Source organism: Verruconatronum alginivorum (assembly GCF_056590205.1).
In genome coordinates, this window is record NZ_JBWPVQ010000001.1 from 2,778,568 (window position 1) to 2,799,781 (window position 21,214).

Consider the following 21,214-nt stretch of genomic DNA (forward strand, 5'->3'; position numbering starts at 1 on the left):
GAGACAGACAGGAATGTCTGTGTCACGGGAAGCTTGCCTTACAAAACGCTTTCTTGCGGGAGGGCGGGAAGGTCGAGGAAGAACTCGGCGCCTTTGCCGGGTTCGGAAATGACGCCGATGCTGCCGCGGTGAAGAAGGGCGAGTTCCCGGGCGATCGAGAGGCCTAGGCCGGCTCCGGTGCGGGATTGACCCGGGACCCGGTAGAATTTTTCGAAAATCCGTTCCTGGTGTTCCTTCGGAATGCCGGGGCCTTCGTCAATGACGCTGAATCGTATTTGGTCGTCCACTACATGACGGACCCGGATGGTCACTTTGCCGCCGGGTGGCGAGTGTTTGAGGGCGTTGGTGACGAAATTGGAGAAGATGTGTTTGAGTTTCTCCATGTCGACTTCGAGCGAGGGGAGATCGTCGTCGGCTTCGATGACCAGGTGCAATCCTTGGTTTTCGAGGCCTTCCTGAACCATCGCGGCCACCGCGCGGATGATTTCGTCGGCGGATCGTTTACCCAGTTCGAGTTGGGGTTCCGCTTCTTCGAGGCGGGTGAGGTCGAGGAGATTGTTCAAGGTCCGCAGGAGCCGCTCGGAATCTTCTTTGGCGGTGGAGAGAAGTTCAAGTTGGGGCGGGTTCAGCGGGCCGACCGATTCGTCGACGAGGAGATGGAGCGCCATCCGCACGCTGGTCAGAGGCGTTTTCAGTTCGTGGCTGACGGTGGAAAGAAGATTGGTTTTGACGTCGTCGAGGAGACGTTGGTGGGTGACGTCTTCAAGGACCACGGCGACGCCGAACGTGTCACCCCGTTCGTCGAGAAGGAGGAGGACGCGGGGCAGGAAAAATTTGTCTTCGTTGTCGATGCGGAGGTTGAGGGCGTCTTTCAGGTTGCCGGGGAGGTAGTTTTGACGGGTTTCCAGGACGCGGTCGATGTGTTCGTAGATCACCGGCGGGAGTTTGGCCTGTCCTTCTAGAAAGAGTTGGACGGCGAGTTTGTCGGCGGCGGGATTACGCAGTTCGATATTGCGGTCTTTGCCGAGGACGAAGAAGGCGTTGGGGAAGGAGGCGAGGGTGGTTTCCATCGTCCGGTGAAGGCGCATCATCTGTTCGGTGGTCCCTTTTCGGGTCGCGCGAAGCTGGTTGGTCATCTGATTGAAGGCCAGGGAGAGACGACCCATTTCGTCGGCCGAAGTCACCGGGACCATTTGATCGAGTTCGCCGTCGCCAACCATGTGAATGGCCCGGGTGAGGGCATCGGCGGGCAGGAAGATCCGTTGGCGGAGGTAGAAGTAGCCTAGCACGCATGCGCCGCCTCCGAGGGCCATTCCGAGCCACCAAAGCATGGTGGCGCGGTGCCCCTGTTGCCGGAGGGAGAGAAGGGTGTTGGACATCGCGAACCGTTGGGCGGTGATGATTCGGTCGGTGGTTTCGCCGATCTCCATCACGCGGGACGTGAGTAATTGGGAGTAGCCCGCGGCGGCGGACGTGCGTGGATCTCCCTGGCCGATGAGCCGTTCGCTTTCGGAGAGAAGGACGTTGACCTGCTCCCGGAGGCGGGCGAGGTAGGGGTCGCGTTGCGGAGATGGGGGGAGGTTGGCGAGGAGGTTCAGGTTCTCGGTGAGGATCTCGGCGTTTTGGTGGAAGATGGCATAACCTTCGGCTTCGCGACCGGCCAGTTGCATGACGACCGCTCCGGTGAGGCGGCCCGCCGCTTGTTTGATTTTCTCGAGTGCGACGACGGTGGGGTAATGCTCCTCGTGTTGAGTGGCGACAGCTTGTTCGGCGTGGTTGGTGAGCCGGAGGGAGGCTAATCCGGCGATGAGGAAAAGGAAGGCAAGGAAGCAGAGTGCCGCGAGGACTCGGGGGCGGATGAGTTGGCTGGAGTCGGCGAACGGAATTCTTTGCCAAGCGCGCCGGAGCAGGTGGACTGGGTGGGGGGAAATAGGCATCTCCGGAGGCGGGTGGGGGCCCCGGTTATGAAGTCATTAATTTCAACTTCTTGCGTTTGCGGTAGAGGGTGGCCGGATCAATCCCGAGGACGTGGGCCGCCTGTTCGAGACTGGTGGTTTTGTCGAGGATCCGTTTGATGTGTTCCTTTTCCAATTCATCGAGCGAGACCAAGGCGCCGAGGTCGACGCTGGAGGCCTCTTTGCCGCGCATGTGATCGGGCAAGTCGTCGATTTCGATCAACGGGCCGTTGGAAAGGATGACCGCCCGTTCGATCGCGTTCGCTAGTTCGCGGAGGTTTCCGGGAAACGAATATCCGCGCAAGGCCGCGGCGGCATCGTCGCTGAAGCCGACGATTTTTTTGCCGAGTTGGGCCGAGAAGAAACGAAGCTGGTTTTCGGCGATGTGGGGGAGATCGCCCATCCGTTGGCGCAAGGGAGGGATTTCGAGGGTGATGACGTTGAGCCGATAATAGAGATCCTCGCGGAAGACGCCGTCTTTGATCGCCTGTTCGAGTTTGCGGTTGGTGGCGGCGATGACCCGGACATTGGCCCGCCGCGGTTTCGGATCGCCGACCCGTTCGTATTCTTTCTCCTGGAGAAGGCGGAGGAGTTTCGGTTGGATCTCGATCGGCATTTCTCCGATTTCGTCGAGAAACAACGTGCCGCCGTCGGCCACGGCGACCTTTCCCCAAGTGTCTCCCACCGCGCCGGTGTAGGCTCCTTTGACGTGGCCGAACATTTCACTTTCGAGCAACTCCCGGGAAAGGCTGGGGCAATTGACGGTGACAAAGGCGTTCTCCCTGCGGGGGCTGTTTTGGTGGATGGCGCGGGCGAGGATACTTTTTCCGGTGCCGCTTTCGCCAAGGATGAGGATGGTGGCCGGAGTTTCGGCGGCCTTCAAGGCGAGGTTTTGCAGCCGTTTCATCGCCGGTTCGGTGGTTTGGAAATCGACGGCCGGGGAAGAATCGGAGATGCGGGCTTCGAGTTCGGCCACCCGGGTTTCGAGGCGACGGGTGTTTTCGATTTTGCGGAAGACCTGGCGGATCTGCTCGGGGGTGAACGGTTTGGCGATGTAGTCATAAGCCCCGTTTTTGATCGCTTGAATGGCGGTTTCCAGGGAGGCGTAGGCGGTGAAAACAACGACTAGCAGGCGGGGTTCGATTTTCAGGAGTTCGGGGAGTAAATCGAGTCCGTTTTCGGCGCCGAGTTTCAGGTCGAGAAACGCCACGTCGAAATTATGTTTTTCCACCATGCGGCGGGCGCGGGTGGAGTCAGGAGCCTCAATCACTTCGTGCCCCTGTGTTTCGAGAACCATCGCGGTGGTGCGGCGGATGTTGGCTTCGTCGTCTATGATGAGAATTCGCATGGCGTTTTTCAGCGCGGTCGGAAAGTTTTCGCCGTCGAAGGTGGACGCCTTCGAATGGCGACCTTCCATTCGGCTTTGGAGGGAAATGTTATCCCAAATCCCGATACGGGAAAAGGCGGTTCTGATGAACCGCCTTTGAATGGTGCGAATCCCGATGCGCCGTTTCAGGAATTGCCCGGGCCCGAACTCCGGGTTGTTCGGTGGGGCATTCCGTACGGCGGAACGCGCCGCCCCCTCTGGTCGGGAATGGCGGCGCGCCCAGGTGATTGCCGGGTTACGGCGTTACCATTGATCCTGTTCCTGACCTTGATCCTGGCCTGCGCCGGTCTCGGTGTCGGCCGGAGCGGTGGTGTCGCGGTCGGGGGCGCCGTAGGTCGGTGTTTCCTCGGCCGGACCTTCCACTTGTTGATCGTCCCGCGGTTCGCAGGCGGCGAAGAGGAAGATTGAGCTGGATACAGCCGCAGCGGTGGCCAGCCACCGTTTGTTCTTCGATCGATTGATGTTCATCGTTTTTTTCGTTGGTTGATAATCGTTTCGATTCGGACCTGCGGTTACCGGTTTTCGAACTGGCGTCCGGTCATGCCGGGTTGGCCGGGTTCATGCGGTTGCCCCATCCGGCGGTAATCGTCGTCCCGCAGATCAGGTTCCAGCGCGGGCTCCTGGGTTTGCGCGGCGGGTTGCTCCTCCTGGTCGACCTCTTGCTGATCCTGTTGCTCAGTTTGATCGTCGTCGCGGTCGCGGCCCGGGGCACCGAACACTCCGGGGCTGGTGTCGCGATCGCTGTAACGGAAGAGTTGTGGAGACTGCCGGGCGTCATCGGCTCCGGTTTGTCCTTGCTCGTCGATCTGGGCTTGCATCCGGTCGCGCGAGAGTGGTTCCGCTTCGCGGAAGTCGTCTTGCGAGACATTCAGGACCAGACGGTTGTCGCGGATCTCGAACGCCTTCGGCGAGATCGCATATTCCTGGTCGTCGCGGGCGAGCACGCCTCCTTCTTCGGCGGTGACGATCGCGAAGGCGATCGTTCCGTCTTCGAGGTCGATGATGAAGTCGGTGAGTTCCCCGATTCTTTCACCTTGCTCGTTCTCGATCCGCGCGTTCAGCAAGTCGCTCGAGAGGTTGATTTGGTCGGCCGGTTTCAGGTCGTCCGATCCAAAGAGGCGGCCGCCGCGATCCTGTTCACGATCACGGGTCAATTCGGCGCGGTCTCCTTCCCGGTCCCGGTCGGTCGCTTCGCCCCGTTGCATGCCGGGCTGTTGTTGTTGTTCGTGCAATTCGCGGTCGCGGCGAGGCGCGCCGTAGTCGGTCTGGTCGTCGTCGATTTCCGTATCCAGATCTTCATCACGGCGGACTTGCTCGTCGGCTTCGTCGGCCTGCTCCTGGCGGTCGCGGTCGGCACCGGCGAATTCGCGGCGATCCTGTTGGCGGCCTTCCCAGTCCTGGCCGTAGAACTCGTAGATCTCCCGTCCGGCGTTTTCATCGGTCAGCTCGTGGAGCCGGTCGCGGTCGATGCGCGGAGCTTGGTCCCACTCGTCGCGGCTCATGTCGAGAACGACTTCGTGTCCGAGAGTGATGTCCCGGACTTGGAAGGCGCCGGGAGGAACGGGACGCAAGTCGCCTCCGATTCCGAGGAATCCTCCGGCCGCGACGATCGCGTAGGAGAAGCTGCCATCTTCGAGTTGGACGGTGAGATCCTGCACGGTGCCGAGCCGGTCGCCGTCGGCGTTCACCACGCGGCTCCCCTGAATTTCGCTGGCGCGGACGCCTTCGAACTCGCGTTCGCCTGCTTGGGCACGTTGGTCGTCGCGGTGGTCCGCGGCGCCGTATTCTTCCTGCTGCTGGTTTTCCTGGAGGTCGACGCGGTCCTGGTCCACCGTTTCGGCGGTCAACAGGCTAAAGCTGAAGACGCTCAAGGCCCCTGCTGTGATCATTAACTTTGGTGTTTTCATACTTGATGCTTTCGTTTGAATCATTGGGTTGATCCAGGCCTGAATTCGCATCCGGCCGGGAGATTACTGTTTCGGATTGGTTTAAAGCATTGCGCGTGCCAATCAGGTTTAATTACATTAACTTGCTGTATTTCAGTGCTTTAAGTTTTTCGTGTTTGCGTGGTCTGGCGTGCAGGTTGCAAACTGTTGGAGGAGGGCGGATGCAATATGCATTCGGGGGAGGTCAGGAGAAACCGCCTTCATGATGGACCCAATGGAAAGCGAACTGGAGGAGTTCCACGGGGTTGGAGAGGCCGAGTTTATCTTGAATGGTCTCGGTCCTCCTTTCGATATCCTTCGCCGGGGAGTCGAGTTCTTCGGCGATCTGGCGATTGGTGCGGCCTTTGCCGACCAGTTGGAGGATCCGGAATTCTTCCTCCGAAAGTAGATTGATGGGCGAATCGCTGGGGGGACGGACCGCCTGGCCGGGCCGCCGAACTTTCGGGCTGATGTATTTTTCGCCGTTGGCGGCGGCTCGAACCGCTTGAAGAACATGCTCCGGTTCTTCCGATTTCAGGACGTATCCATCGGCCCCTGCGTCCTGGGCCTTAGTGGCATAATCGGCTTCGGCGTGCACTGACAGGACTACGAGGGCGATGTCGGGAAGGGCCCGTCGAACCTTGCGGATGAAATCCAGGTTGTTCGGAGCGTAGAGGGGGAGGTCGAGAATGACTACGTCGGCGGCGGCCGAGCCGGCGTCATCAATCAGCGTTTCGTGTTTGTTGGTATGGCCGCAGAGCTCGAGGTTTTCGTCCTTTTCGATCAATGCCTTTACGCCCAGGATCATGAGCGGATGGACCTCGAAGAAAAAGATCTTGATCTTGCCGTGGTTGTTCATGTGTGCGATTGGGATCGGACGAATCCGTGGAAGTGATCCGCCGCGGGTCGCGGCCGGACGTGAAATCGCCATCGGCGGGGGGAGTGCCGCGGGCGGCTTGCTCCCCTCCGGATCGATGGCGAACGCGGGTGTGGGCTTAGTCCGAGCGTCCCATGCGCAACAGGGCACCGACGACGATGCCTAACCCAAATGTGATCGTGGCCATTTGGTAGGGATGGGCTCGCAAGGTCTCGTCGGTCGTCTCGGCCCCGTGGCGAATGCGGTCCTCGACTTCGTCGTAATACCCCCGGAGACGGTTTTCGGCTTCGGAATAGTAGTCGCTTACCCGTCCTCCGAGTTGGCTGTAATGTTCGCGAAGGCGATTGAGCCCGCCCTGGATTTTGTCCTTCAATTCGGAGATCTGCTGCGTATCCAGTGCGTCATCACCCCGTTTCGAATAAGCCTCCTCGACTTCCTCGATCATCTGGCGGATCGCCTTCAGAACTTTTTCCGGATCGGTCTTTCGTTTGGTCGGTATCTTCATGAGTTATCGTCTGATGGATTTGGTTAAGAGTTCAGTAGTAGTTCGGTTCGTATCCGGAGTTCCCTGCCAGGGAACTCCTGGCGCTTTTCCGGGGACGCTCGTCAACCGATTGGAGGTTTGCGTCCGAAAACCAACGATACGACGAAGAGGACGAGGAAGATGAAAAACAAAACCCGGGCGATGGTGGCGGCAGTCCCGGCGACACCGCCGAAACCGAGAATGGCCGCGATGATGGCGATGATGAGAAAAGTAATGGCATAACCTAACATAATGACTCCTTTCGCGTGTGAAGAAGGACCGGAGACCGGCCCGGAAGAACTGCGTGTTGATTGAACCGCGTTATCTCCTTGTCCCATAGCATGCTTCGTGCCAGTAGGCCTGGGCGGGTGTTTATGCGGGCTTGGGCGGACTCGGTGGGTCGGAGACGGTGCAAAAAGCGGGGGGAGGACATGCAATTTGCCAGCTGGAGCGCCGAGCGGGGTCGCGGGGAAAAGAGGAGGCGCCCCCCTTGCGGGAGGCGCCCCTTTCGGAAGGCGGGCTCTCTCCTTCCACGCCTTCTTTTGTCTCATGACCGGCTCTTTACCGGGTCGGGTCCTCCATGTAATCCGACCCGCGAGCCAGTCGTCTCTCCCTGGCCTCTCTCCTGACCTCGGAGGTCGTATCGACCTCCAAATTGTTTGTCTTCTCCGTCATACTTCGTTCGTCAAGGGCGGCTGGGTTGATAGCGCCTCGGTTCGGGAGCGCCGTATTCGGAGGTTGTCGCCGGATCGTAGCGGAAAGTCTGGTGGGGTCGCATCCGGGCCTGCCGTTGCTCATAGGGGGGCGAGCGCTGGAGGTCTTCGAGGGATGTCCGGATGAACACCCGATCTTGATCGTCGACGCGAAACGACCCCTGGGGGATGGCGTATTGCTGTTGGTCGTACGAAAGAATCGCGTGGTGCACCTGGGCCGTCCGGAGGTCGAGGATGAAATCGGAGATCTGGCCGACTGGTTGGTTGTCTTGGTCGCTGACGGACTGGCCGATCAGGTCGCCGATCCACCGAAGCCGGTTTTCCTGCCCGAGGCGTTGGGCTTGCCACTCGCGCCCGCGGTCGCGGGGGGCGCCGAATTCCCCGGAGTCGTTCTCCCGCGGAGTCAAGGTCTCGGCGTGACGCGTGTCACGCTCGCCTCCTCTTTGGCTGTGGTGGAAGCGGGGATTGCGCAAAGCCGGTCTCCTGGGGGCTTCGGTCCGTTCCGGGCGCGCTCCAAATTCACGGGTTTCCTGCCAATCCTGCTCGTGGGCCATTTCGTCTTCGTGGTGTTCGGCTCTCGCACCCCGGGCTCCGAATTCACGGCCTTCGGCGACGTCGGGATGGACTTCAGCGCGGTCCGAGGGGAGCGGGCTTGGTTCGGCGCGGGATTCTGCCGGTTGGCCGGGGATGCGCCCGGTGGTGGCCGGTTGTTGTGAGCGAGGTCCGGCCGCGGCCCGTGCTCCGGTCCGGTCGGCGGGTCCGCCTTCGGTTCCGTAAAACTCGTGAATCGGGCGAGCGCTTTCGTCCTGGGCGAGGTTCGCCAGATCATCGCGACGGATCGTCGGGGCTTGTTCCCATTGGTCTCCCGTGATGTTCAGAGTCAATCGATCTTCCGCCGCGTCGGAGCGGAAGGCCTGGGGCGGGACAATACGAGTGGGTTCGCCGGGGCCGACGGCGAGGAATTCAATTCGCCCGGTGTTGGCGTCGATGACGATATCGTCGATCTGTCCCAGTTCCTCGCCCAAGTGGTTCTCCACCGTCCGATTCATCACATCGGTGGCCGGGCGATGGGCGAGGCCATCCTGTTCGGCCTGGTCTTGTCCTGGCCGTCCGTAGGCGGCGGGTTGCCGGGGGGCCGCGCCCGGATCGATCGGACGGGTGGCCGGGGGCGTAGGCCGGGCGACGCCACGCTCTTGGCGGGCATCCCACTCCGGCCCTTCCCGCCGAGGCGGAGTTCCGAATTCATCGGCTTGGGGTCGGGATGGTTCGGTCTCGGAAAAATCCTCTCCCCAAGGGCGGGTTTCGGTTTGGTCGCCGCGGTCCTGGACCTCGGCCCCTCCGGTCACGCTCGCGGGTAGGGCGACGGCGAACCCCAGGCTGAGGGCGGCGGTCGCTCCAGAAATTAAAAATGTTTCGCGTTTGATCATATCGATGTTTTTTCCCGGTTGTTGCTCTTCTCATAGGAGCGACGGGTGGGAGAGGATTTTGAGTATGCTGTGGTCAGCCGGGACGGGTTTTAGCTTATCGTATGCCAATCCGTTCGAAAAGTGAGTTGATCGCGCCCGATTCCGCTTGGGAATGCGGAATGCGTTTTGATTGGTCTGGTGGTTTTGAGCGGAAGGGCGATCTTTCGCGGGGGTGCAAAATGCACGCGCGGAAGGGGGAGGCGTTTGCATTTTGCCATCGACCGGTCGTCGTGGGCGACCGCGTTTGACAAGAAGGCGATCGGGAGGGAATTTTTGGGATGGCTGTCCGGGAACGGGTGAAAATCGGGAGACGCACGTTGGAAGTCTCCAACCTTGATAAAGTTCTGTATCCGCAGGTTGGATTCACCAAGGCGGACGTCATTGATTATTACCGGCGGATCGCTCCGGTCGTGTTGCCGCATCTGAAGGACCGGCCTTTGACCTTGAAACGGTATCCCAACGGGGTCACCGGCGGTTTTTTTTATGAAAAGCAATGCCCGTCCCATCGGCCCGGGTGGGTGGAGACCGCCTCGATCGCGGGGCGAAGCGCCAGGAAAAAGATCGACTATTGTTTGGCGAACGGTATCGAGACTTTGATCTGGGCGGCGAACCTGGCGGACCTCGAATTGCACCCCTCTCTTTCGAAAGCGAGTGACATCGACCGGCCGACCACGTTGGCCTTCGATTTGGATCCCGGGGAGGGAACCGGGGTTTTGGAGTGCGGTCAGGTCGCCCTTTGGCTGCGCGAGGCCCTGACGCATCTCGGGCTGGAAGGTTTTGTGAAAACGTCGGGATCGAAGGGGTTGCAGGTTTACGTGCCGTTGAACACCCGCACGACTTATGATGAGACGAAACCGTTTGCCCATTCGATCGCGCGGACCTTGGAGAAGGTGCATCCGAAACAAGTGGTTTCGAAGATGGCGAAAAATTTGCGGCGGGGCAAGGTGTTGATCGATTGGAGTCAGAACGACCGGCACAAGACGACGGTCGGAGTCTATTCGTTGCGGGCGAAGGATCGGCCGACCGTCTCGACTCCGATCCGCTGGGATGAGCTCGAGGAAGCGGTGCGGTCGGGGCACGCGGATGCCTTGGTGTTTGAAGCGGAGGAGGTCATCGAACGAGTCGAGCGATACGGTGATTTGTTCGAGCCGGTTTTGCGCTTGAAACAAACGTTGCCGGCGCTGGCGTAGGGGAAGGTTTGTTTGACGCGACTGGAGGGAGCTCGGTAGGGTGGCGGCGTGGAGTTTTGGATCGGTTTTTTTCGACGGTGCAGCCTCCCGGTCCGTCTGATCCTGTTCGTGTTCGTGCCGATGTTGCTCTTCGCGGTCGGATTCGGGCTGGTGGTTTTCGGTCGGCTGGAAGAGTGGGGGCGGCAGCGGATGCAGGAAGACGTCGAGTTGATCGCCCGAAGTCTGGAGGCTCCCGTGGCCCGGGCGTTGGAGCGGCGGCGGCAGGGAACGTTGGAGCATTCGCTCGACGCGGTCCTTAAGATCGGGCGGGTATACGGTGCGTTTCTGTATGACGACGAGGGAGTGATGGTGGCAACCAGCAGTCCCGGGGCGGCCCCGGCGATGATCGAGGCCGACCTGTTTGAACTGGTGGCGCGCGAGGATCATGGCGGCGAGTATGGGGAAATGGCGGGCGAACCGGTTTACTCTTATTTCGTGCCATTGGCAGGTTCGGAAGGCGAGTTTCTGGGATTGCTGCAGATCTCTCGTCTCCATCGGGAAATGCTCGATCAAGTCGGTCGGATGCGGGAAGCGGCGGCGCTGTTTTTGGTTTTGGGGGCGGGGGGAATGCTCGGGATTATTTTCATTGGTTACCAAGGCGCGATCGGGCGGAGTCTGGTCGATCTCCGGGATGCGATGGGGAAAGTGAAAACGGGGGATCGTCGGCATCGCGCCCGCTGCCGGGGGCCTTCGGAGATCGCCGCGCTCGCCGCTTCATTCAACCGGATGCTTGATTCGATCGAGGAGGCGGAGGTCGAGATTCGGCGCCGCCGGGCTTCGGAGGCGGAGTTGGAAAGGCGGTTGCAAAAGACAGAGAATCTGGCGGCGATCGGGCAGGTCTCCGCCGGGGTGGCCCATGAATTGGGGACGCCGTTGAGCGTGGTCGATGGGAAGGCCCAAAGGGCGTTGCGGGCGAAAGATCTGCCCGACCATTGCCGGACGACTTTGGAGGCGATCCGCGGGGAAGTTCGACGGATGGAGCAGATCGTGCGGCAGCTCCTGGAATTCGGTCGGTCGCACGATAGTCAAACCCGGGTGGTTAAGGTGAACCAATTGTTGCGCCAGGCCGCGGCGGTGGTCGGAGCCGAGCCCGGTCCGTCGATCGAATGCGAAGGGTGCGAGCCGTCGCCCTCCATCCGGGTGAATCCGGTGCGGATGAAACTGGCGATCATCAATCTGCTGAGGAACGCGCGGCAGGCCGTCGGCGTTCAACGCGTGGTGGCGAGTTGGCGGGAGCGCGCCGGGTGGGCGGAGATCGTGGTCGAAGACGATGGGCGAGGCGTCCCGGAGGAGTTGCGCGCTCGAATCTTTGAGCCGTTTTTCACCACCCGTGCCTCGCAGCACGGGAGCGGCCTCGGTCTGGCCATCGTGCAACAGGTTGTCGACGAAAACGAAGGAACCGTGGTCGTGGATGAATCGAAACTCGGCGGCGCCGCTTTCCGGTTGCGGCTGCCCCTTTTGGAAGGATGACGGAGAAAGTGACGAAAAAACGGGAGCGGATCCTGGTGGTCGAGGACGACCCGAACCTCCGGGAAATGTTGGTCGATGAGATCTCGGACGCCGGATACGAAGTCCAAGCCGTCGGCAGCGCCGAGGAAGCGTTGGAGACTTGGGCGAAGTGCCGGCCGGACCTGATTGTCACCGATCTGCGTCTGCCGGGCGCGGACGGTATCACCCTGCTGCGGGACATCCGGCGAATGCCGGAATCGCCGGCCATTTTGATCGTGACCGCGTTCGGCACGATTCCCCAGGCGGTGGAGGCGTTGAAGGCAGGCGCGGACAATTTCCTGACCAAGCCTCTCGACCTCGATCATTTGATGATCGCCGTGGAACGGGCTTTGGAGCTGCGCCGGTTGAAGCAAACTGTCCGCCGATTCGAAGCATGGACCACCGGGGATGCCTTTCATGGTTTGATCGGGGACTCTCCTCCGATGCGTAGACTGTATCGGCAAATCCAGCAAATCGGCCGGGCGGAGGGACCGGTGGTGATCCTGGGCGAAAGTGGAGTGGGCAAGGAACTGGTGGCGCAGGCGTTGCACGCGGAAAGCGATCGCCGGTCCGGACCGTTTGTCCCGGTCAACTGCGCCAGTATTCCGGAAAACCTTCTGGAAAGCGAATTGTTCGGGCACCTGCCCGGGGCGTTCACCGGCGCCGCGCGGGCGCGGAAAGGATTGTTTGCCGAAGCGGATGGTGGAATTCTCTTTTTGGACGAAGTCACGGAATTGCCGATGTCGATGCAGGCGAAGCTACTCCGGGTGTTGCAGGAAGGGAGAATTCGGCCGGTTGGCGCGGATCGGGAAACGGAGGTGGATGTCCGGGTGGTGGTCGCCACCAACACCGATTTGGAGGAGGAGGTGGCGGCCGGTGGATTCCGCCAGGATCTTTATTACCGGTTGGAAGCCTTCCAGATCGAAGTGCCTCCGTTGCGTCGTCGCGGCGAGGATATCGAGCAACTTGCCGCGAGGTTTTTTGGTTTGTATTCGAAAGTCGATGACAGTGGTGGGATCGGGTTCTCCGCACCGGCGATCGATCTGCTGCGACGGTATCCATTTCCGGGAAATGTCCGGGAGCTGCAAAACATCGTGAAACGGGCGGTGGCATTCGGCGGGAGCGGTCCGATCGAACCGGAGGATCTCCCTGAAAGGGTGAGGCGCAATGCCGAGATCGGGACGACCGGCGCACTGGACGAATCCCCCTCGTTTTTCGAAGGGGGTGAAATCCCGACGTTGGAGGAGATGAAGAAACGCTACATCCGGTCGGTGTTGCGACGGCTCGACGGCAACAAACGGCGAACGGCGGAAGTCCTCGGCATGGGCAGAAGGACGCTCTACCGTTACCTCGAGTGAGGCGGCGGGATAGCGGTCGCGGGAATGTGACCGGACGACTCATGTGCGGATTTGACACATGGGCGACGAGTAGCCGAGGCGTTTCGGTGCATAGGAAACGCACGGTTTCAGGTCTGATGGGAGGCGGCTTCGGGCCCGATTTCGAACGTTTGCCTTCGACTTGGCATGCGACTTGCGAAAAGCCAATTCGTCCGCTCCTGACGAAGGAACCACGACAGGGTCTCTCCCTTCGTAAGTGTGCGGAGAAAACGAATACGAACTGAAACAAAAGTTAAAACAACTATGAAGAGAACGAAACTCACTCTCCTCCTGGCCGGTGGTGTCATGACCATGGGGCTGACCGCCTCCGCTCAACCTGCTCAACCGAGCTTGCAACCAGCCCAGCCGCCTCAACAGGAGCAAAACCAGGTCTCGGAAACCGAATTGGCCGAAATGCAAAGCCAGTTGGAAGAATTGCATGGCGAACTGGAGACAATTTCCGTCCGATTGAACGACATTCATCAGGAGGCTCTTTTGTCGGAAGACGTCCGCCAACTCTTGATCGATTACGAAACCGCTTTTAACGATAAAGCGAAAGAACGGGCCCCCGGGCTCGAAGAGCAGGTTGAAAAGCACGCGCAGCTCCTGGGGAAGATCGAAGATATCAATGGGAATGCGGACGAGTTGGACACCGCGAAAAAGGCGGAATTGGATCAACTCCTCGAACGCCATGCTCTGGTAAAGCGGCAACTCGCTCCAATCGAAGGTCAGCTCATGAGCGATCCGGAGATGCAGGAAGCCCGCGGACGCTATCAACACGAATTGATCGCCGCCATGGCGGAGGTCGAGCCCGAGGTGAATGACATCATTGATGAACGGATGGAGCTCGCCCAGAATTTCATGGCCCTTCAACAGGAGTTCATCCAACTCCAGCAGCAACGCCAAACTCCACCCCAGGCGCAACCGGGGCATCAGCCCGGTCAGGGGCAGGGGCATCCGCAAGGGGGTCAGGCGCCGGCGGCTAACCGCTGATTCTGCCAGACTTCAATCGAGGGGGCCGGTCCGGAAAGGGCCGGCCCTTTTTCGATCCGAACCGTCGGCCTCCTCGGTGGGAAGAACGTCATGCCGCCCGCCGCCGGCGTCACTTTGCCGGAGGCTCACTCGGGGAGGGGCGGGCTTCCCATCGCCGCAAGGTTTTGTTCGATCCGGTGGATCCAGCGGCCGCCCCCGGCGAAATAGATATCGGAGGCGGTCGATCCGAGTGACTCGCGGACGAGGCGGCGGGCTTCGCTTGCCAAGAGCTGCAGAGATTCCCGCCGCTCCTCCCACGTGAGCTCGTCGTCGTCCTGGATCGCGACTTGCTGCTGCTCAACAAATTCCCGGAGGGCGAAGACCTCGTTGACCCGGGAGCGGGAAATGTCGAGCCGCACCGCGAGTTCGGCCAGTTGTTGATAATCGGGATCCGTGGTTCGTTGGAAATCGGCGAACCGATCTTCGCCAAGAATATCACGCAGACGACTTTCGTCTCCCTCCAAAGCTTCCCAGAAATCGGCGGGCAACGTCTCCTCGGAATCCCGCCAAAACCGGAATATGGAGCGGAATTCCTCTTCGGTCGGATTGAAAAAGGTCAATTCGCGGCGCAGCATTCCGGCGGTTTGCGAGTTCCTCAATTCGTATTCCTCCAGTTCTTCCTCGGACAAGTACGCCCGGAGGTCCTCTCGTCGTTCCTCCTGCAACAAGCGGAGAGCTTCGCGGTCCTCGGGTAATTGTCCCCCAAACCGGGAACGGTTTTCGATCTCCAAACGTAAGAGCCGGTAATCTTCTTCGAGCATCGTGACGATCCGCCGTTGTTCGGCGGAAAGATCCGGGAAATTGGGTTCGAGGATCTGGGTCCAGGGATCGATCCATTGGAAAGCACCGGTCAGGTCGGTCACGACTGTTTCCCATTCGCGGCGAAGCTCGACCGCTTGGCGTTTGAACTCCACCGGCACCTCGCCATCCTGGAAGGCCGATCCGGCCGGGGTCCAAAAGGAATCGTCTCCATGCAGTTCCTCGCGCAAGCGGCGGGCGCCATCCCGCCAATCGCTGGTGGCGACCCCGCGAAGAATCCGGCGGATTTCGTTTTCCGGCAAACCGGCGGTTCGCAAGGTTTGCAGCAACCGGCGGTATTCGGCGGCGGCGGCCGACATTTCAGCACCCTCCGGACGCGTGGCTTCTTCCGGAGAGGCGACTTCGCCGGTCGTCCGCTCGGCCGCCGCGCGGTCCGTTGGGGAACTGGCCGCATAGAGGAGAAGAAGGGTGATGAATCCGACGTTGAGCGCGATGGAAAGCGTTAGCAGCAGCTTGAGCGGGTGCATATCGGATTTTGAGTGAAACCGCACTCGGGTATTTGGCAACGTGAATCGACCCGGGGAAGGAGGATCTTTTTGGGTGGAGGCAGGGACGTTTTGCCCGCCCGGAATTCCCCGATAGAGAAGGAAAAATTAAAAAAGGACTTCCATTTCCGGGTGAAATCGGCTTGTTTGAAGGACCTCTCTTGCCTGGTGGTGTAATGGTAGCACGACAGACTCTGACTCTGTTTGTCATGGTTCGAATCCATGCCGGGCAGCCATTTTGCGGAGCAAAAGCAGCGGGCTGGCTTGGATGAGAACCTTGGTTCGACGGAGCGAGCCCGCGAGCGGAGATGGGCAACCCGAAGGGTTGGGGCGAAGCCCCGAGCGCCAGCGAGTCAATCCATGCCGGGCAGTCATTTAGTAGCGATGAAGCCACGCCTTCATCGACTCCCTGTGCAGGGTCAGCGGTCACTTTTGTAGCGATGAAGCCACGCATTCATCGACTCCCCACGCCAGCGATTCCCCCCACGCCTTTATCGCCCCATTCAACCCACTCCGCCTCAAAAATTACGCTTTCGTCTTCCACCAGCCCCGGTCCGTGGGCTAAGTATCCCCCACGAGAAAAGTTCCAACCCGGATCAGCCGACTCCCTGCTTTTCCCCGGAAAACCGGGGATCGCGTGACCATTTATAACTCATGATTTATATTGATAGTTCACTTTTCCGGGAAAAATTGAGCGAAGCTTTCTCCTCCCGTCCAAGCTTTGAAATTGTCTTTTCGGGAAAAAAGGCAATCTTTGGGCGCTAAGAACGACTGTCAGTCGAGAGTAGAGTGGATTTATGAACCAGCGTGACCTCATGCGGAAACTAATGCGTGTGCATTCGGGAGAGCGAAATGCGATTGTCAGGTCCTACGCGGAGGCTGAGCGTGCGGGCGACGTCGAACGAAAGAGTAACTTTCGGAGGCTAACGGCGGAGGATTACGCATCGAGGCTCTTCTCCGACGGGCTCAGGAAGGGATGGGTTTATGACTCGTAGTCCCCAGCATCCAATGCGCAAAGGTGCGCTCGTAAGCTTGATCGCCTGCCTCCTGATTCTTGTAGCGTGTCAATCGTCGGTTGAAGATCCGATAGTTGGACGATGGCTCCCTGTCGGGAGTAAGTATCCTGTGGAGTTCCTCTCCAATCAAAACTTTATCATGACTTATCGGGGACTGGAGCGTGATGAAGTTGCGATTGGTAAGTGGTTTCGCATTGACCAAGACTCTATAAGAAAGGGAGTGGAGCTATTTGGAACCCCGGTGACAGTCGTTTGGACCGATGTACTGATTGCAGGCGATGATTTAGTTGTCACGTCAAATAAAAAGATGTGGCGATTCAAGCGCGTTGGCAGCCGAAGATAACCGGGCTAACAAATCGGCACACGGCCTCGACGTGGGGCGAAAAAGTATAGGATGAAGAACGAGAGGGGACGACCTTCGCCTTTTTCATTCCTTCAGTCGGGGTCAACTGACCCCGCCGCTCCACCCCCCCATCACCAAATCACCGGTTTCCGCCAGCGGATATTCCTGCTTGGCCCAGTGCGATTGCGTCCGCATTTGACGCCATTCACCAGCCACAATGCCTTCACCCGGATCTCAATTAACATAGGCATCGCGATCGGTGCCCATGAGACAGGAGGTGCTCACCAATAGCGACCAGTTCGTCTTGAAGGAAGAGGCCGATGGGGAAACTTTCTGAAGTGTCTTTTGACCGAGCTGCGGAGTCGGACAGACGCTGTGTCGGCATCTTCCTCCAGGGAGAAATACGCTCCGAGGCGCGGTGACGCAGCGAGACGAAAAATCGGGGATTCTTCCATTTTGTTGCCTGAGTGTCCGTTTCCCATTGCTGCTACGGGCCGGCGTTGGTATTCTGTTCTTTCCCGGCATCGGTCTCTCCGGTGACTCCCAAGTTTTATGAACAACGTCGTCCTTTCCCTGTGGTTGGCGCTGCCTTTCAGGCTTCTCCTGTCGCTTTGCCTGCTTTTCTCGTTCCACGTGGTGGCACTCAAAGGCGATGTCTCCATCAATGAGGTGATGGCTTCGAACAGCTCCACGATTGCCGACGAAGACGGTGATTTTGAGGACTGGATCGAACTCTACAATGCGGGCAGCCAGCCAGTGGACCTGGCGGGTTGGGCGTTGTCGGACAGCTATGGAAATCCCTGGAAATGGCGATTTCCAGAGGTCACCGTCGGGTCAGGCGCCTATCTGCTAATTTGGGCGTCGGGAAAGGACCGACTGCAGGAGATTCTGGAGACTCCTTTACCGGGCATTAATTGTGATTTCGAAGAGGATAAAGATGGAGCGTCGCCACCCAGTGGATGGAACGCTTCGGGAAATCATCAAGCAATTGTCCGGAACATTCCAAGCGCTCCCAGCGGAAGCTACGTGGTGGAGGTTGTGGCGACAGATCCAGACTTGCCGGAATCGGGAGAGGGTAGCCTGCAGCGGGAAAAGCCGGATCATGTGGTGGGAGAGCGTTATCGGCTGAGCTTTTGGGTTCGATCTATAGCGGGTGTCTCTCTCCTGCGATTTTCCGCGGGCGGTGATGATGGGGAATGGGAGGTGGAGATCTCTCCGGAATGGGAGAAGGTCGAGGTTGAATATGAGTCCCACAGTACGGCGGGAACATCTCGTTGGGCTCTCGCCGGAGCAGGGACATTCCAAATGGATAAGGTTCGTTTTCAGCGCATCGGCCTCTCGCTGCACACGAACTTCAGTATCAAGGCAGGGGGTGAGGAATTGACCTTGTATGATGCTCAGGGGGTCAAGCGAGATGAGATGGCGCCACGCGAGATCCCCACAGATATCTCTGTCGGTCGAAAGGCCGGCTTTGACCGCCAATGGTTTTTCTTCGCAGAGCCGACGCCAGGAGCAGCAAATCTTTCTGAAGCCTACCTCGGCGTCACGCCCCCACCACGATTTTCTCATGCGGCGGGGTTTTATGCGGATTCGTTTGAGCTGACATTTGTCCCGGATGAAGGTCACGACCTCGTTTACGCCAGAACAGACGGCGCGCCGCCATGGATCAGTTCCGATCAGCGGGTGGATGGGCCGATTCTCGTTCGATCGCGCGAGGGAGAGCCGAATCTCATCGCAAACATACCGACCACTCTTCCGGAGCACGGTTGGCAGGAGCCGCTGGATGCTGACGTTCCCAAAGCATCGGTCATACGGGCTATGGCTGTCATGCCCGGCTACATTCCAAGCGAAGTCGTTTCCCGAACATTCTTTGTCGGGCTGAACCTTACAGGTTCATTGCCCGTTTTCTCGCTGGTCACGGATGCGGCCAATTTCTTCGATCCCGATATCGGCATCTATGTGCCAGGAAGCCTTTATGATGGCGTTCACTGGTCGAGCTCCAATTATGCGCAAAGCGGCCGCGAGTGGGAGAGGCCCGTGCATATCGAGTTTTTTGAGGACGATGGCCGGCTTCTGATCTCGCAGGATGCAGGGGTGCGAGTCCAAGGCAATGCCACTCGCTATCGTCCGGCAAAGTCTCTCCGATTGTATGCAAGAAATAGCTACGGTACCTCCTCCTTCGAATATCCATTCTTTGGCGACTCAGGTCCTGCGAGCTTTCAGCGGTTTCTGCTGCGCCCCAGTGGCCAGGATGATCACCTCTCCATGTTACGCGACGGCTTCATGACCGGCCTTGGCGGCAAGATGGGGCTCGACGTGCGGGCCTACCGCCCCGCAGTTCTTTTTCTCAATGGAGAGTATTGGGGGATCCATAATATCCGCGAGAACCTGGATGATACTTTTTTTTACGTGCACCACGGAGTGCCCGAGGAAGCGCTCGATCGGGTCACCATGATTTCAGACAATCTGGTCGTTCAGTCGGGGAGCATGGACCACTACCTCGGGCTGCTTGAATTCGTCGCACAAAACGACCTGAACGAAGGCGAAACTTTTGCTCAGGTGGAAGCGCTTATGGATGTCGATAATTACATCGACTACTACTGCGCGCAAATCTTCTTCGACAACAGGGACTGGCCCCGAAACAACATCGCTCAGTGGAGGGTAAGCCGCCCCTCCTTCGAACCCGGCGCGGGCAGACATGACGGGCGCTGGCGCTGGATTCTCTGGGACACGGACAGAGGGTGGGGGATCCGTTCGAGGAACGACCGGAATGGTCTGACTTGGGCGACTGAGGGTGAAGGCTGGGACCCGGGGGTAACCTTTCTGTTCGAATCGCTTTTGGGAAGTCGGGAGTTTGGGGAGCGTTTCGTTCTTCGCTTCGCCGACCATCTCAATACTACCCTGCACCCTCGTAACACGCTGCCCATGCTGGAGATTTACCAGGATCGGATTGCCAGCGAAATGCCCAGCCATATTCCACGGTGGAAGAGGATCGAGTCCGTTGAGCAGTGGGAAGCGAACATTGAACGGATGCGAAACTTTGGCCGGTATCGTCCTGATTTTCAACGCCAGCATATCGTCGAGTTCTTCTCCCTGAGCGGAATAAGCGAAGTGAGGCTGGATGTTAGTGATGCGCGTTCCGGTTTGATTCGGATCAACACCCTCATCGTCGATGAAAAAATCGCGGCCTTGGAAGATCCTTCACAACCATACCCTTGGACCGGTATTTACTTTCACGACATTCCGGTCGAGGTCGAAGCCCTCCCGAAACCCGGCTTTCGCTTCGCGGGTTGGCAGGGGCGTCCAGAAATGGAGCCTCTGTTGCGGCTGACCTTGCATGAGGATGTCGCCCTCACCGCCATCTTTGAACCGGACCAGGAGGAACCGGGGGATTGGATTCCCACGCCCCATTATCTTTCTGCCGGACCGTTCCGCTTTAGCTATTGGAGTTCCCAAGCGGCGGCCGGCACCTATCCGGCTCATATGATCTTGGAGCAGACTCAGCAGAAGGATCCAGGGCTAAACGTCCCAATGGATTCGCACTGGGGACTTCCTTACAACCTCGCCAGCCGCAGTCGAATCAACGGGTTGGGCGAGGCAGGTATAGCATTCATAAATACATCCAATGCTCAAGAGCATCCCGACGCCGGCTTCGTAGGATCGGCTATCCTCGCACTGAACACGCTGGATCAGGAGAACATCCAGGTGGTGTGGACCGGTGGCACCGTCGCTCCCAATAGCCGCCCTTACGCCATTCGGCTGCAATATCGCTTGGGAGAGGAGGCAGCCTTTATCGACCTGTTGGACGACGCAGGTCAGCCGGTGGAATATGTCCGCCATCCGGAGGCCGGGCACTCGCAGGTGATTGGCCCGATAAGCCTGCCGCTTGAAATTGAAAACCAAGATTATGTTCAATTGCGTTGGAAATACTATTCGCTCGGTGGCGGGAGCGGTCCGCGAGCTCAGTTGCGCCTGGGTGAGATCCTGGTGACATCCGGAGTTGAGAGCTTCGATAGTTATGGCGCGTGGGTACAGCGCTTTTTCTCGAATCCGGCCGATGCTGACCTCTCGGCCCCAGGAACCGATCCTTATGGCGAAGGAATTCCGAACTTGCTGCGTTACGCCCTGGAGATTTCCGCGGGCGAATTGAGCCGCAAAGCACTTCCTCAGGTGCAACTGACCGGCGAGAGGCTGGCCTTATCCTTCCGCCGCGATGCCTTGAAAACCGACTTGGTTTATCTGGTGCAAGCCTCCCGGGACCTCATCGACTGGAGTGAGATCCTCTATGACTCACGCGTCCACCTGCATGAAAACAACGACGGGCAGAGAATGCGAGTCGTGGATTCAACTGATGTGACAGGGGCCGACGGAAGGAGGTTTCTCCGACTGGTGGTGATTCTGAACGAGTGAGGAAATCGCGTCAGCCAATGCTTCTTTATTTTGCGCCGTAGTTACGTTTACTTTGTCGTTCGTCCGCCGCCATCTGGACAAAGTCTTTTTGTATGACCGCCTGGAGTTCCGTGGACATGAGTATGGCGGAACCAATGACCACAAGGCATCGCCGGCTCTACTTAGCTCGT

General features: G+C 59.0%; 15 protein-coding genes and 1 tRNA gene. 7 read left to right on the forward strand and 9 right to left on the reverse strand.

Translation table 11 applies throughout. From position 1 onward, the window contains the following. Window positions 1-38: 38 nt before the first annotated feature. The 8 genes from ACWUI2_RS09925 to ACWUI2_RS09960 all read right to left on the reverse strand — a co-directional run bounded on the left by ACWUI2_RS09925 (window position 39) and on the right by ACWUI2_RS09960 (window position 8,807). Entirely contained in the window at window positions 39-1,937 is a 1,899-nt protein-coding gene (locus tag ACWUI2_RS09925; protein ID WP_486982699.1) for a HAMP domain-containing sensor histidine kinase, read from the reverse strand. 25 nt (window positions 1,938-1,962) lie between these two features. Beyond that, window positions 1,963-3,303, reverse strand: coding sequence for a sigma-54-dependent transcriptional regulator (locus ACWUI2_RS09930; protein ID WP_486982700.1), 1,341 nt, complete (start codon window positions 3,301-3,303; stop codon window positions 1,963-1,965). A gap of 282 nt (window positions 3,304-3,585) precedes the next feature. Next, window positions 3,586-3,810 (reverse strand): hypothetical protein, encoded by a 225-nt coding sequence (locus ACWUI2_RS09935; protein WP_486982701.1) that lies wholly within the window; start codon window positions 3,808-3,810, stop codon window positions 3,586-3,588. 44 nt (window positions 3,811-3,854) lie between these two features. Continuing rightward, the gene (locus ACWUI2_RS09940; protein WP_486982702.1) at window positions 3,855-5,249 is read right to left on the reverse strand and encodes a PRC-barrel domain-containing protein; all 1,395 of its coding nucleotides are present in this window, start codon (window positions 5,247-5,249) and stop codon (window positions 3,855-3,857) included. Between the two features lie 223 nt (window positions 5,250-5,472). Further along, complete coding sequence (locus tag ACWUI2_RS09945) at window positions 5,473-6,126, reverse strand: response regulator (protein ID WP_486982703.1); 654 nt, start codon at window positions 6,124-6,126, stop codon at window positions 5,473-5,475. A gap of 136 nt (window positions 6,127-6,262) precedes the next feature. Next, window positions 6,263-6,649 (reverse strand): ElaB/YgaM/YqjD family protein, encoded by a 387-nt coding sequence (locus ACWUI2_RS09950; RefSeq protein WP_486982704.1) that lies wholly within the window; start codon window positions 6,647-6,649, stop codon window positions 6,263-6,265. A gap of 101 nt (window positions 6,650-6,750) precedes the next feature. Then, window positions 6,751-6,918 carry a DUF1328 domain-containing protein gene (locus ACWUI2_RS09955; RefSeq protein WP_486982705.1) on the reverse strand — a complete coding sequence of 56 codons (168 nt, stop codon included), beginning with the start codon at window positions 6,916-6,918 and terminating at the stop codon, window positions 6,751-6,753. A gap of 434 nt (window positions 6,919-7,352) precedes the next feature. Beyond that, on the reverse strand, window positions 7,353-8,807 hold the full coding sequence (locus ACWUI2_RS09960; protein ID WP_486982706.1) for a PRC-barrel domain-containing protein: 1,455 nt from the start codon (window positions 8,805-8,807) through the stop codon (window positions 7,353-7,355). A 317-nt stretch (window positions 8,808-9,124) separates the two neighbouring features. On the opposite strand from ACWUI2_RS09960, the gene ligD reads away from it, so the two are divergent. The 4 genes from ligD (at window position 9,125) to ACWUI2_RS09980 (ending at window position 13,932) form a co-directional block, all read left to right on the forward strand. After that, window positions 9,125-10,036, forward strand: a complete 912-nt coding sequence (gene ligD, locus ACWUI2_RS09965; RefSeq protein ID WP_486982707.1) for a non-homologous end-joining DNA ligase — start codon at window positions 9,125-9,127, stop codon at window positions 10,034-10,036. Window positions 10,037-10,084: 48 nt separating this feature from the next. Continuing rightward, on the forward strand, window positions 10,085-11,545 hold the full coding sequence (locus tag ACWUI2_RS09970) for a sensor histidine kinase (protein WP_486982708.1): 1,461 nt from the start codon (window positions 10,085-10,087) through the stop codon (window positions 11,543-11,545). Further along, entirely contained in the window at window positions 11,542-12,921 is a 1,380-nt protein-coding gene (locus ACWUI2_RS09975) for a sigma-54-dependent transcriptional regulator (RefSeq protein WP_486982709.1), read from the forward strand. The genes ACWUI2_RS09970 and ACWUI2_RS09975 overlap by 4 nt, the downstream gene beginning before the upstream one ends. A gap of 282 nt (window positions 12,922-13,203) precedes the next feature. Further along, the gene (locus ACWUI2_RS09980; RefSeq protein WP_486982710.1) at window positions 13,204-13,932 is read left to right on the forward strand and encodes a hypothetical protein; all 729 of its coding nucleotides are present in this window, start codon (window positions 13,204-13,206) and stop codon (window positions 13,930-13,932) included. Between the two features lie 125 nt (window positions 13,933-14,057). Here ACWUI2_RS09980 and ACWUI2_RS09985 read toward each other — a convergent pair whose 3' ends face one another. Continuing rightward, a complete protein-coding gene (locus ACWUI2_RS09985) occupies window positions 14,058-15,257 on the reverse strand; it encodes a hypothetical protein (protein WP_486982711.1) in 1,200 nt (399 codons plus the stop codon). Window positions 15,258-15,437: 180 nt separating this feature from the next. Between ACWUI2_RS09985 and ACWUI2_RS09990 the strand changes: the two genes are divergently transcribed. The 3 genes from ACWUI2_RS09990 (at window position 15,438) to ACWUI2_RS10000 (ending at window position 21,044) form a co-directional block, all read left to right on the forward strand. After that, window positions 15,438-15,511, forward strand: a tRNA-Gln gene (locus ACWUI2_RS09990). A 919-nt stretch (window positions 15,512-16,430) separates the two neighbouring features. After that, on the forward strand, window positions 16,431-16,634 hold the full coding sequence (locus ACWUI2_RS09995) for a hypothetical protein (protein WP_486982712.1): 204 nt from the start codon (window positions 16,431-16,433) through the stop codon (window positions 16,632-16,634). Between the two features lie 552 nt (window positions 16,635-17,186). Beyond that, window positions 17,187-21,044, forward strand: a complete 3,858-nt coding sequence (locus ACWUI2_RS10000; RefSeq protein WP_486982713.1) for a CotH kinase family protein — start codon at window positions 17,187-17,189, stop codon at window positions 21,042-21,044. Window positions 21,045-21,214: the final 170 nt, after the last annotated feature.

Excerpts from the sequence above, each read along its gene's own strand:
- ACWUI2_RS09935 (WP_486982701.1), bottom strand. The coding sequence starts at position 3,810 with ATGAACATCAATCGATCGAAGAACAAACGGTGGCTGGCCACCGCTGCG.
- ACWUI2_RS09960 (WP_486982706.1), bottom strand. The coding sequence starts at position 8,807 with ATGATCAAACGCGAAACATTTTTAATTTCTGGAGCGACCGCCGCCCTC.
- ligD (WP_486982707.1), top strand. The coding sequence starts at position 9,125 with ATGGCTGTCCGGGAACGGGTGAAAATCGGGAGACGCACGTTGGAAGTC.
- ACWUI2_RS09955 (WP_486982705.1), bottom strand. The coding sequence starts at position 6,918 with ATGTTAGGTTATGCCATTACTTTTCTCATCATCGCCATCATCGCGGCC.
- ACWUI2_RS09930 (WP_486982700.1), bottom strand. The coding sequence starts at position 3,303 with ATGCGAATTCTCATCATAGACGACGAAGCCAACATCCGCCGCACCACC.
- ACWUI2_RS09940 (WP_486982702.1), bottom strand. The coding sequence starts at position 5,249 with ATGAAAACACCAAAGTTAATGATCACAGCAGGGGCCTTGAGCGTCTTC.
- ACWUI2_RS09980 (WP_486982710.1), top strand. The coding sequence starts at position 13,204 with ATGAAGAGAACGAAACTCACTCTCCTCCTGGCCGGTGGTGTCATGACC.
- ACWUI2_RS09975 (WP_486982709.1), top strand. The coding sequence starts at position 11,542 with ATGACGGAGAAAGTGACGAAAAAACGGGAGCGGATCCTGGTGGTCGAG.
- ACWUI2_RS09950 (WP_486982704.1), bottom strand. The coding sequence starts at position 6,649 with ATGAAGATACCGACCAAACGAAAGACCGATCCGGAAAAAGTTCTGAAG.
- ACWUI2_RS10000 (WP_486982713.1), top strand. The coding sequence starts at position 17,187 with ATGAACAACGTCGTCCTTTCCCTGTGGTTGGCGCTGCCTTTCAGGCTT.
- ACWUI2_RS09985 (WP_486982711.1), bottom strand. The coding sequence starts at position 15,257 with ATGCACCCGCTCAAGCTGCTGCTAACGCTTTCCATCGCGCTCAACGTC.
- ACWUI2_RS09995 (WP_486982712.1), top strand. The coding sequence starts at position 16,431 with ATGACTTATCGGGGACTGGAGCGTGATGAAGTTGCGATTGGTAAGTGG.
- ACWUI2_RS09925 (WP_486982699.1), bottom strand. The coding sequence starts at position 1,937 with ATGCCTATTTCCCCCCACCCAGTCCACCTGCTCCGGCGCGCTTGGCAA.
- ACWUI2_RS09945 (WP_486982703.1), bottom strand. The coding sequence starts at position 6,126 with ATGAACAACCACGGCAAGATCAAGATCTTTTTCTTCGAGGTCCATCCG.